We start from the raw sequence: 11,920 nt of genomic DNA, 5'->3' as shown, positions 1-11,920 counted from the left end.
CGGGCGGGCGGCCCCACCGAGCCCGCCCGCCCGGCACCGCGCAGAACCGCAGCGCACCGCACACAGAACCGCACCGCACCGCACCGCACCGCACCGGAACCGGAGTACGCCATCGCCACCACCCTGCCGCCCGCCGCGACGACCGTCCCCGAACTCCTCGACGCGCGGGCCACCGAACACCCCGACCAGATCGCGCTCCAGGTCATCGGCGGCGGCGGGCTCAGCTACCGCCGCTGGCGCGAGGAAGCCCTGCGCGCCGCCGCCGGACTCGCCTCGGCCGGGGTCGTACCGGGGGACCGGGTCCTGCTGCGGTTCCCGAACACCCGCTGGGACCGGTACGCCGTAGCCTTCCTCGCCGTCCAGTACGCGGGCGGGGTGCCCGTACCGGCCCGTGAGGACCTGGGCGACACCGACACCGCGGCCCTGGCCGCCCTGGCCGAAGCCCGCACCGCCCTCACCGACGGACGGCCGACTCCGGTCCCCGGCCTGTCGGAGCTCTCCCTCGACTCCCTGCTGACGGCCCACCCGCACCCGCCGGCCGAACCCCCGCACCGGGTCACCCCGGCCGACCCCGCCCAGGTCATCGGCACCTCGGGCACCACCGGCGCGCCCAAGGGGGTGCTCGCCGCGCACGGAAACCTGACCGCCGGCCTGTCCACCCACCCGCGCCGCCGCGCCTACGCGCACTCCCGCCACGCCCTGCACGCCTTCCCGATCGGGACCAACGCCGCCCAGGTGATGCTGCTGGGCGCGCTCACCGCCGCGCCCACCACGCTCAGCCTGCCGCGCTTCGACGCGGACGAGTTCGGCACCGCCGTACAGGAGTTCGCCGTCGGCACCGCCTTCCTGGTGCCCTCGATGGCGATCGAGCTCGTCAACTCCGGGACCGCGCGGCGGTACGACCTGAGCAGTCTGCGCCTGGTCAACTCCTCCGCCGCCGCGCTGCCCGTCCCGGTGGCGGCCGCCCTGGCCGCGGCACTGCCGGCCGCCACCCTGGTCAACACCTACACCTCCGCGGAGGCCTCGCCCGCGCAGATCTCCACCGTGGTCGACACCCGCCGCCCCGGATCGCTGGGCCGCCCGGCCGACCCCTGCGACCTCCGCATCCTCGACGCGGACGGGCTGCCGCTGCCCGCCGGGCTGCCCGGCGAGGTGTGGCTGCGCCAGCCCGGACCCCCGCGCGGCTACCTGGGCGACACCGGGCGGAGCGACCGGGTCTTCCGCGACGGCTGGGTGCGGATGGGCGATCTCGGACGCCTGGACGCGGACGGCTACCTCTACCTGCTCGACCGCGAGAGCGATGTCATCAAGAGCGGCGCCCTGAAGGTCTCCACCCTGCGGATCGAGGAGGTGCTGCACGAACACCCCTCGGTCGCCGACGCCGCCGCGCTCGGCCTCCCGCACCCCGTCATGGGCGCCGTCCCGGTCGCGGTCGTGGTCCCCGGCCCCGACGGGGTGGACCCGGACGAGCTCCGCCTCTTCCTGAGCGCCCGGCTGAGCCGCCCCGAACTGCCCGTACGGATCCTGCTCGCCCGCGAGCTGCCCAGGAACCCGAGCGGCAAGGTGCTCAAGCAGCGGCTCCGGCCGCTGTTCGACGCCCCGCCGTCGCCCTCCGGCACCGCGCTCGCCCCGTCCACCGCCACCGAACTGCGGCTGGCCGGGATCTGGCGGCGCCTGCTCGGCCGTCCGGTCGACGACGTGGCCGCCGAGTTCTTCGCGCTCGGCGGCGACTCCTTCCGGGCGGTCCAGCTGGCCATCGGCATCAGCGACGAGTTCGGCCTGCGGGCCGGCACCGCCCTGGTCTTCGAACGGCCCTCGCTGCGCTCCCAGGCCGCCTGGGTGGACCACCCCGACCGGCGGCGCACCGCCACCGCCGGGGGAGCGGCCGGCACCGAGACGGTGACGCCCTATCTGGCCGCCCTCCGCGCACAGCCGCACGCCATCGCCCTCACCTCCCAGCAGGAGAACTTCTTCCGCTGGATGGCGGAGGCCCCCGGCCGGGACGCCGGTGCGGTGACCGCCCTCTTCCGGGTCACCGACCGGCTGGAGCCGGAGACCCTGGGCCGGGCGCTCACCGAGGCGGTCCGGCGCCATCCGGCGCTGCGGACCCGCTTCGAGGCGGCGGGCGACGGGATCGTACGGGCCGTACTGGACGAGGAGCCCCGGGTGCGGATCACCCTGACCCCGGCCCCCGGAGCCACGGACGCGGAGGTGGACGCCCTGCTGATCGCCGAACGCGACCGCCTCACCGACCTGGCCCGGGACCCGATGGCCCGACTGCTGGTGGTCAGCCGGTCGGAGACCGACCACGTGGTGCTGGTCGCGGTCCACCACATGGTCTCCGACGGCTGGTCCACCGGCGTCCTGCTGGCCGACCTCGGAGTGCTCTACTCGGCGCTGCGGCGGGGGAGGACGGCACCCCCGGTCCGCCAGGGCCCCGGCTACCGGGAGCTGGTCGACTGGGCGAACGCGCACTGGCCGGCCTCCCGGGCCCACTTCCAGCGCGCCCTGGCCGGCGCCCCGGAGGCCCTGGAACGCTTCGAGGGCCGCCGAGAGGTCGACGAAGTGCTCACCCAGGGACACGAGTTCGAGGTGTCGGCCGCGCTGGCCGAAGCACTGCGGGCCAGGGCGGCCGAGCTTGGCGCCACCCCGTTCCTCGCCGTCACGGCGGCCTGGACCGCACTGCTGGCCAGCCGCAGCGGCCGTCCCGACCTGGTGGTGATGACCCCCGTGCCCGGCCGCCCGCGCCAGGACGCCGAGCGGGCGGTGGGCTGCTTCGTCCAGTCCCTGCTGCTGCGGGTGGACACCAGCGGCGGCCCCGGATTCGCCGAACTCGTCGACCGGCTGCGGGTGGTCTACAGCGAGGCCCTGGACCACCAGCTCTACCCCTTCGCCGAGTTCAGCCCCGCCGTCCCGTTCGCCGCCTGGCTCCGCTACGAGGCCTGGGCCGCACCCGCGCAGCTCCCCGGGCTGGCCTGCGGCCCCTGGGAACTGCCGCGCGGCAGCACCGTGCCCTGGCCGCTGCCGGGCGGCGACCGGGGGGTCCCCGAACTGACCGTGGTCGAACAGCCGGACGGCGGACTGCGCTGCTGGCTCCAGTACAACGCGCTGGCCTTCGACCTCCCGGTGATCGCCGGCCTGGCGGCCGAGTTCACCGCCGCCCTCGCCGCGGCCTGCGGGACGCCCGCGGGTTAGGCGGTGTCGTCGAGCGTCGCGGCGAGCCGTTCGAGGAGGCCGGCGAGCTGCGCCCGCTCCTCCGCGCCGAGTCCGGAGAGGAGCCGGTGCTGGTTGTGGAGGTGGGCGGCGATGAGCTCGTCGGCCAGGGCGACTCCCGCGGCGCTGAGGGTGATCAGGCGTCCGCGGGAGTCCTCCTCGGCCACGGACCGGCCGACCAGGCCGCGGGCTTCGAGCCGGTCGATCCGTTTGCTGATCGCACCGGTCGTGACCAGGACGGTGCGGCTGAGCTCGCCCGCGGACAGGGCGTAGGGGTGCCCCGCGCGCCGTAGCGCCGCCAGGACGTCGAAGTCGCCGCTGCCCAGCCCGGCCGCCTGGAAGGGCGGCCGCAGCCGTCGGTCCAGTTCGTCGGTGAGCCGCAAGAGGCGGCCGATGACGAGCATCGGCGAGGTGTCCAGATCGGGGCGCTCGGCCGCCCACTGGTCGACGATGGCGGCGATGGGATCGGTCTCCTGCATGCCTTCACCTTATCTTCCACGGATGATAAATTACCTTCCATGGAAGATAAGGCGGGGCCCGACACCCGCACCCGGCGCCGTCTCATCACCGCGAGCCTGGTCGGCTCGATCGGCGACGGCATCTACGTCCCCCTGACGATGCTGTTCGTCCACGCGCTCACCGGCCTGTCACTGACCGCGATCGGCGCGGGCCTGACCGCCGCCGGAGTCTGCGCCCTGCTCTCCATGCCGGTCGTGGGCGTGCTCATCGACCGGTTCGGCGGCCGGCAGGTGCTGATCGGCGTCCTGGCCCTGCGCGCGGTCGGGTTCGCCGCGTACCCCTTCGCCGACTCCTATCCGGCCTTCCTGGCGATCGCCCTGCTGGTCGCCGTGGGCGCGTGGGCCTCCTCGCCCAGCCAGCACGCCCTCATCGGCGAGCTCGCCCAGGGCCCGGCACGCGACCGGCTGCTGGCCTGGGACCGCAGCCTGCGCAACGCCGGTATGGGCTGCGGCAGTCTGGCGGCGGCCGGCATGCTGGCCTGGAACGGCACCACCGGGTTCCTCGCCGCTGCCGGAGTCCTCGCCACCGTGTTCGCGCTCGCCGCCGTACTGGTCTCCCGGATCCCGCCCGTCCGCCGCACGGCCGGGCCGCCGCCGGGCGCGGGCCCCGCAGGCTCCGCGGGCGCCACGGGAGGATACCGGCAGGTGCTCGCCGACCGCCCCTATCTGCTCCTGACGGCCGCCAACCTCCTGATCGCCTTCGGCTACACCGCCCAGGCCATCGCCCTGCCGATCTTCCTCACCCGCGACGTCGGCATACCCGACGCCCTGGCCGGAGCGGTGTTCGCACTCAACACCGTCATGATCGCCACCCTCGGCGTACCCGCCACCCGGCTGACCCTGCGCGGCCGGCGCACCCGCACGGCAGCCGCCGGCGCGGTCCTCTTCGCCCTCTCCTTCGCCGCCTTCGCGGCCCTGCCCCTGCTCACCGGAAGTGGGGGCGGCCCGGCCGGCCCGGCCGGTACGGGCACCGTCGTCGCCGTCCTCGCCGTCGCGGTGCTCTACACGGCCGGCGAACTCGTCCACTCCGCGCCCTCACAGGGCCTCTCGGTCCAGGCCGCCCCCGACCACCTGCGCGGCCGCTATCTGGCGACCTACCAGCTGTCCTGGTCCCTCTGCCGCACCATCGCCCCGCTCCTCCTGGGCTTCCTGCTCGACGCGGGCCGCTGGCACCTGTGGACCGTCCTGGCCCTCCTGGTCCTCGCCGGCGCCGCGATCCTCCTGCGCGCCGAGCGGGTGCTCCCGCCCCACGTCCTCGGCGGCGACCACCCCGCCGTCCCGGCCGCGACACACCCCGACCCTGCCGTCCGGAACCGGAGAACGGGAGACGCCCGGCCGGAGGGATCCGGCCGGGCGTTTCCCGGGTACCGCTAAGAGACTACCAGGTTCCGGGTGCCGCCTGCCAGCTCTTCAGCGGGGCGTCGAACCCGCCGTCGGTACGGCCTTGAAGGTGAACGCCGTGGTGGCGCCGGTGGAGTAGTTGTACATGATCGAGATGTCGTCCCGACCGTCCTTGTCGTTGTCGCCGGACACCGGCATCCCGTAGGACCCGGCGTACCAGGAGTCCACGGGGCTGTCCCAGCCCTTGGCGTCCTCGTTCACCCCGCCGTCGGGCCGTCCGGTCAGGGTGAACAGCGAGGCCCTGTTGCCGTAGTCGTAGAGGATGGCGAGGTCGGCGCGGCCGTCGGCGTTGTAGTCGCCCGCCGTGATCCGGCTCCTGCCGTACTCCCACATGCCCGGGGCACGGGTCCAGGAGGCGACCGGGGCGGCGAAGCCGCCGTCGGTCCTGCCCAGCAGGGTGTAGGCCGTCACGGTGCCGTTGGCGTGGCCGTAGACGGACAGGATGTCGTCGCGGCCGTCGCCGTTGAAGTCACCGACGACCCACTGCGACCGGGGGTACTCCCAGTTGCCGCGGCCGCTGTTGTAGACCAGCTGGGGTGCCTCGTAGCCGCCGCCCGCCTTGCCCTTCAGGGTGTAGAGGGCGGTGGCGCCGGTACCGGCGCCGTAGTCGTAGACGGTGGCCATGTCGGACAGGCCGTCGCCGTTGAAGTCACCCGCCAGGTCGGTGCGCAGGTGGGCGGTGCGGTCGTTCGGCTTGTGCTCGGTGGTGGCGCCGGTGGTGTCGTTGGTCCGGACGTAGCCGCCCTCGAAGTCCACCCGGGGCCCGGCGTACACCTCGTACTCGTCGGAGGTCGGGTAGCCGAGGAAGCTCTTCTCGGCTCCGAGCGACATCCACTTGTCGCGGATGGGGCCGCGGACCGTCCAGGCCTTGCCCGCGACCAGGTAGATGGACCCGGAGTCGGAGGTCTGGCCGCGGAGCCGGAAGTGGTTGTACCGGCCCTTGCCGTCGGCGTTCTGGACCTCGTCGGTCGTCGGGTAGCCGAGCGGGCCCGCGGGGCCGCCGGCCGCCAGGTACTTGCTGTGGATGGTGCCGTGGACCTCCGCGGAACCGGTCGACGGGGACCAGTACATCGCGCCCCCGCCGCCGGAGCCGCGGAAGGTGGTCACCACGCCGACGCCGTCGGACTTGAGGGTCTCGTCCGAGGTCGGGTAGCCCAGGTGGCTGTTCTCGGCCCCGAGGGCGAGCCACCTCTGGCGGATGCCGTTGATGACGATCCAGGCGCCGGTGGTCCGGTGCCAGTAGATGGAGGCGTTGTCGGAGGTGGAGCCGTTCATGCGGACGTGCACGAACCGCCCGCCGTCGGCGGCATCGCCGACCGGCCCGACCGGTTTGCCGAAGCCGGCGGTACCGCCCGCGGCCCTGAACTTCGCCAGGACCGGTCCGCACAGCGAGTGCTGGACGGCCGCGTCAGCGGAGGACGGGACGCTCTCGCACTCGTTCCAGGGCGTACCGCCGAGGACGAGGGGCTTGGCGGCGGCGAAGGCCGAGCCGGCGGTCAGCGCACGGCCGGGGAACTCGGTGATCGCACCGTCGCCGTTGCGCGACCACAGATCGACGAAGCCGTCGTTCTCGAAGTCGCCGTTGCCGGCCAGGTGCGGGTACGCGGCGCCGGTGAAGCCGGTGCCGATGGAGGTGTTGCGGACCGAGGGATCCGAGTACACGTTCAGGTCGAGGGCCACTACGGCCGCCGGGTCCGTGTTCTTCCTGCTGGTGTACTGGTGGATCTTTCCGGTGGTCCTGTTGCGGGCCCAGATCTCCGGGAGGCCGTCCTTGTTGAGGTCACCGGGGGCGATCAGGGTCATGTCCTGCCAGTCGGACTGACCGAGCGGGATGGGCCGGAAGTTGCGCAGGCCGAGAGTTCCCGACGGGGTGCCGGCGTAGAGCCAGAGGTTGGATCCCTCCTTGACCAGCAGGTCGGGGTTGTCGGCTTCGTCGATCCTGCCGTTCCCGGCTTCCAGCACGGGGTCGATGTCGTCGTTGACGCTGCTGATCGCCACGACCTGGTCGGCCTGGCCCCAGCGGTCGTCCGAGGAGTACTGGGTCGACATCGCTGTCGCGGTGGCATCGCTGTGTTCGAGGTCGCCGTCGCCGTTGCCGCGGTAGAGGTACAGGTTCTTGCGGGTGTTGTCGGGCGCCGGCCGCAGGGCGACCAGGTCCTCGTAGTAGTCGGCGTCCCAGCTGCCCCGGTGGGTCAGCGAGGTGGTGTTGGCGAAGGAGCCCCTGTCCAGCTTCTTGGACAGGTCGAAGGAACCGTCGCCCTTGCCGGGGTGCATCCACAGCCGGCCGGAGCCGTGGTCGACGCTCCAGATGTCCACGCTGCCGTCACCATTGAGGTCGCCGGGCTTGTCCCGGGTGGCGAGGCGCTTGACGTAGAAGGCGTAGGCCTTGGCGTCGGAGCGGTTGCCCGCGGCGTCACGGCTCCAAACGAAGAGGCTGTGCGGTCCCGCTGTGGTCGGGGTGTACGTGAACTGCGCCGGGCCGCCGGGGGGCGCCGTCTTGACCGTGCGGACGGTCGGGTCGCCCGCGGTGTACCACTGGTAGTCGACGACGTCGTCGACCCCGTTGGCCGTCAGGGCGAACGTGCCCTCGGTACGGGCGGTGCCGGTGTTCACCGGGTCGTCCGCGGGGAACTGCACCGAGCTCACCTTCGGCTGCGAGCCGGGGCGGTCCTGGTCGACGTGGAACACGCACTGCCCGGCCCAGGGGCCGGCGCCGCTGTCGTCGAGGGCACGGACGTCCCACCGGTAGGTGGTGCCGGTCAGTTCGGACTTGGGGATCCGGAAGACGGCGACGTTGCCGTTGGTGACCTCGACCTGCGGGCGCTTGATCGTGCCGTTGTAGTCGTCCTCCTGCCAGTAGTTGTACTCGGCCCGGAGCTTGTTGTCCTCGGCGTCGCTGATGCGGGCACGAAGGACGACCTGGTCGGTCGTACCGATCCGGCCGCCGCACTCCACGGACGGGCCCATCGAACGGTCGGCCGCCGGGAGCGGGTTGGGCAGGGTGTTGACCGTGGTGGAGATGCGGACGCTGTCCGGGTTGAGCTTGCGCCAGGACACGTCGACCGTCTCGGTGTCGGACCTCAACCCGAAAGTCCAGGCCGGCCAGCTCAAGCGGGCGGCGTCCGCGACCGCGGAGGTCACGTTCATCTCGATGGTGTCGCCGTCACCGGGGCAGTTGCGGCCGCCGGAGGAATAGTCGGAGGAATCGACGTGGCGCTTCCAGGCGGGCTGGTTGTTCCAGGTGGTCGAGCGGGTGATGGTGTCGGTGTCCCACACCTGGATGTCACCGGACTTGCAGCTCCAGGAACCGGCCGACTTCTGCTGCATGCGGAGGGTGGCCCCCAGGATCTGCTTGCCGCCCAGGCCTCCCATGCCGACCTGGAGGAAGGTCCTGGCGCAGACGACGGCGTAGCCCCGGTCCTGGTCCTTGGCACAGCCGACGCGGGCGTCGTTGCTGAGGGTGCCGCCGTTCCAGTAGTTGGTGTTCGCGGAACCGGCGATGGCGTTGTGCTTGTAGGCGACCGCCCACGCCGACTTCCAGTCGTCCCGCCACACCGGGTCGATGACCACCGGGAAGGTGGTGTCGGCGGCGGTGAGCAGCTTGCGGTCGGTCGTCAGCGTCAGCTTGTCGGACTTCAGCTGTACGCCCAAGTCGGCCTGCTTGCTGCCGAGGGAGATGCCGTCGACCGCGGGCACCCGGTCCGCGACGGGGGCCGGGGGAGCGGCGAGTGCCTCGGCGGCGCCCGCCGACTTCGCCTTCGCGGACATGCCGGCGGCCCCCGCCGCGGCCGGCTTGTCCGCGCCCGATTCCCACATCTGGGGCTTGGCGGATAGGCTCCGCCGCGGCGGACCTTGGTGGGAACCAGCGACTGCTCGGCGGTGAAGGTGCCGTCCGGGTTCGCCCAGACCTCATCGGTCTCCGAACGCTGCGAGACGACCTCGACCCGCTTGCCGCCGCGCGTGGCGGCGGCACTGGCCTTGGCACTGGCCTGAGCCTCGGGGGAGGAGAAGCCTTCCCCCTGGGCGCCCTTGACCGCCTTCGCGGCCCGGTCGGCCTGGGCCGCGGTGGCGACGGCCGGCGCGGCCGCGGCGGCCACGGGCATGGCTCCGATCAATGCGGCGGCCAAAGCGGTCGCCAGGGTGAGTACGGGCGCCCTGCCTGAGGGCGGTGCTCCCGCGACGCGCTCCCGCGTCGTGAAGGGTCTCAACTGAGTGATTCCTCGGGGTCGGTCCGGCGACCCCGATGAGGGGTGGCCGAAAACAGTGGACTGAGCCTCCTCGTAGAGGCCGAGTTTCAGCCACCTGCTGTCGGCTCAGATGTGTTCGACTGTTTTGTAGCACCTCCAGGGCCGGATATTCGAAGCGACTGTGAAGTGCCATCGCGCGGGGCGGGCTCTCTACCAGAGGTTTGACGGAACGCAAAATTCCGAATGCAGGATTCCGTTTGAGGCTTCTGAGCTGCCCAGTTGGCTTCCGGCAGGTCTCTGCTCACCCCTTGGAATACCCCGACGGACCCTCGCGCATCCTGTTAAATTCCCGGCGATTACTCACCGGTTCGCAATCCCGGTTGCGCGCCAACTCAAGGAGATGTGTTCGATTTTGAGAAGGACCCAGGCGGGCGCGATGCGCGCGCCTTTGAGGCGTGTCTGGCGGTGGCCGATACCGTTGCTGGCCACGACGCTGCTCGCGAGCGGTATGACGGTGATCGAGGCCTCGGCGGCCTCGGGGGCGAAGCTCCCGGGCCTGCAGAAGCTGACGAAGGTCACCGGCGAGGACGTGAAGGGCAAGCCCGCGAAGGGCCCCGCCGAGTCCGACCTGAAGGCGTGGAAGGGCGCTCCGAAGATCGCCTGGCCGGCGGCCGGGACGGCTGAAATCGCCCTGCCGGACGCCCCGATGGCGCCGAAGACGGCGCTGAAGTCGGCCAGCGTGGGCGCGTTCGGGCAGCCGGTGAAGGACGCCGGTCTGGCCGGGAAGCCGGTCAAGGCGGGCAAGCTCCCGGTGTCGGTCGCGGCCGTCACCCCGGCCACCGTTCCGGCGGCGGCGAAGTCGAAGTCCTCGCTGGCGGCGAAGGCCCCGGCGGCGCCCGCGACGGGTGTGAAGGTGAAGGTCGACCTCCTCGACCAGACGGCGGCGAAGCGTGCCGGGCGTCCGGGCAACGTGTTCCTGAACGTGGCCCGTACCGATGCGGGCAAGACTGCCGCGCCGGTGTCGGTGGAGCTGGACTACAAGGCGTTCAAGAACGCCTACGGCGGCAGCTGGGGCTCCCGCCTCCGCTTCACGGCGATCCCCTCCTGCGCCCTGACGACTCCGAAGCACCCGGACTGCCAGGGCAGCTTCCCGGTCACCACGCAGAACAACTACGAGACCGGCAAGCTGGTCGCCACCTTCGAGATCCCGGCCAAGGCTGCTCCGCAGTCGGCCGGGAAGGCACTGAAGTCGGCGTTCGCCTCACCCGCCTCCTCGGGTGGGATGACCCTGGCAGCCGCTCCCGGCGCCCAGGGCGCCAACGGCACCTTCAAGGCCACCAGCCTCAGTGCCTCGGGGTCCTGGCAGGCCGGCGGTTCGGCGGGTGACTTCTCCTGGTCGTATCCGCTGGACATCCCGGCTTCGCTGGGTGGTCCGAGCCCGTCGCTGTCTCTCGGCTACTCCAGCGCGAACATCGACGGCCGTACGAATGCCTCGGCGCAGCAGACGTCGTGGGTCGGTGACGGCTGGGACCTCGCCTCGAACTACATCGAGCGCGGATACACCGCCTGTAGCCAGGACAAGCGCGAAGGCTCGGGGTTCAACAACCCCAAGGACGACACCGGCGACCTGTGCCACGGCGCCCCGATGGTCACCATGTCCCTCAACGGCGGCTCCACCCCCCTCGTCCTGGACGACGCCACCAAGAAGTGGCGTCCGGCCAAGGATGACGGCTCGCGTCTGGAACTGCTGTCGGGTGCCGACAACGGTGACAAGGAAGGCGAGCACTGGCGGTTCACGAACCCGAACGGCATCCAGTTCTACTTCGGTCTGAACAAGCTGAACGGCTGGGCGGCGGGCAAGCCGGTCACGAACTCCACCTGGAACGTGCCCGTCTACGGCAACCACCCCGGTGAGCCCTGCTACAACGCCACCTTCGCCGATGCGGTCTGCAACCAGGCCTACCGCTGGAACCTCGACTACGTCGTCGACCCGCGTGGCAACGCGATGACGTACTGGTACCAGAAGGAAGGCAACTTCTACGGCTCCAACTACAAGATCGCCGGTGGTTCGACGGCTCGCGCCTACGACCGCTCCGGCTGGCTGGAGCGCATCAGCTGGGGCCTGCGCAGCGACAACCTGTTCGCTTCTGCTCCGGCCGAGGCCCGCTTCAAGGTCGAGGAGCGCTGCCTGAAGACGCAGACCTTCGACTGCGACCCGGCCAAGCTGAAGCCCGAGGTCGACTGGAACATCGCCAAGGAGTGGCCCGACACCCCCGGTGACCAGCTGTGCGCCTCCGGCGAGGAATGCAAGGGGCGTTTCACCCCGACGTTCTTCTCCCGCAAGCGGCTGACCGAGGTCAGCACCTTCGTCTGGAACGGGACGATCCACAAGCCGGTCGACACCTGGAACCTGGTGCAGGGCTTCCCCGACACCGGCGACGGCACCGACTACCCCCTGTGGCTCTCCGAAATCCGCCACACGGGCAAGAACGGGACCGCCATCGAGCTGCCCCCCGTCAAGTTCCGGGGCAAGCAGCTCGACAACCGCGTGGACGCCCACGCCGACGGCAAGGCCCCGTACAAGCGCTACCGCATCGAAGC

4 protein-coding genes and 1 pseudogene are annotated in these 11,920 nt (G+C 71.8%); 3 read left to right on the top strand and 2 right to left on the bottom strand.

Annotated elements, in window-relative coordinates; genetic code table 11:
* The first annotated feature begins 111 nt into the window (after positions 1-111).
* Positions 112-3,195, top strand: a complete 3,084-nt coding sequence (locus ACZ50K_RS34695) for an AMP-binding protein (protein WP_468910886.1) — start codon at positions 112-114, stop codon at positions 3,193-3,195.
* On the opposite strand, the gene ACZ50K_RS34690 is transcribed toward ACZ50K_RS34695, so the two are convergent.
* Positions 3,192-3,692, bottom strand: coding sequence for a MarR family winged helix-turn-helix transcriptional regulator (locus ACZ50K_RS34690; RefSeq protein ID WP_468910835.1), 501 nt, complete (start codon positions 3,690-3,692; stop codon positions 3,192-3,194). The two genes, ACZ50K_RS34695 and ACZ50K_RS34690, sit on opposite strands and share 4 nt — an antisense overlap.
* A gap of 39 nt (positions 3,693-3,731) precedes the next feature.
* Here ACZ50K_RS34690 and ACZ50K_RS34685 point away from each other — a divergent pair, with 39 nt between their 5' ends.
* Positions 3,732-5,105, top strand: a complete 1,374-nt coding sequence (locus ACZ50K_RS34685) for an MFS transporter (protein ID WP_468910833.1) — start codon at positions 3,732-3,734, stop codon at positions 5,103-5,105.
* Between the two features lie 36 nt (positions 5,106-5,141).
* Here the strand turns inward: ACZ50K_RS34685 and ACZ50K_RS34680 are convergent, their stop codons facing one another.
* Positions 5,142-8,900: an FG-GAP-like repeat-containing protein gene (locus ACZ50K_RS34680; RefSeq protein ID WP_468910830.1), complete on the bottom strand. Its 3,759-nt coding sequence runs from the start codon at positions 8,898-8,900 to the stop codon at positions 5,142-5,144.
* An 897-nt stretch (positions 8,901-9,797) separates the two neighbouring features.
* Between ACZ50K_RS34680 and ACZ50K_RS34675 the strand changes: the two are divergent.
* A pseudogene (locus ACZ50K_RS34675) lies at positions 9,798-11,920 on the top strand (RHS repeat protein); the annotation flags it as partial.

It is taken from the genome of Streptomyces sp. NPDC033845 (genome assembly GCF_055576225.1).
Note: the sequence above shows the minus strand (reverse complement) of the source record. Positions and strands in the feature narration are given on the sequence as shown.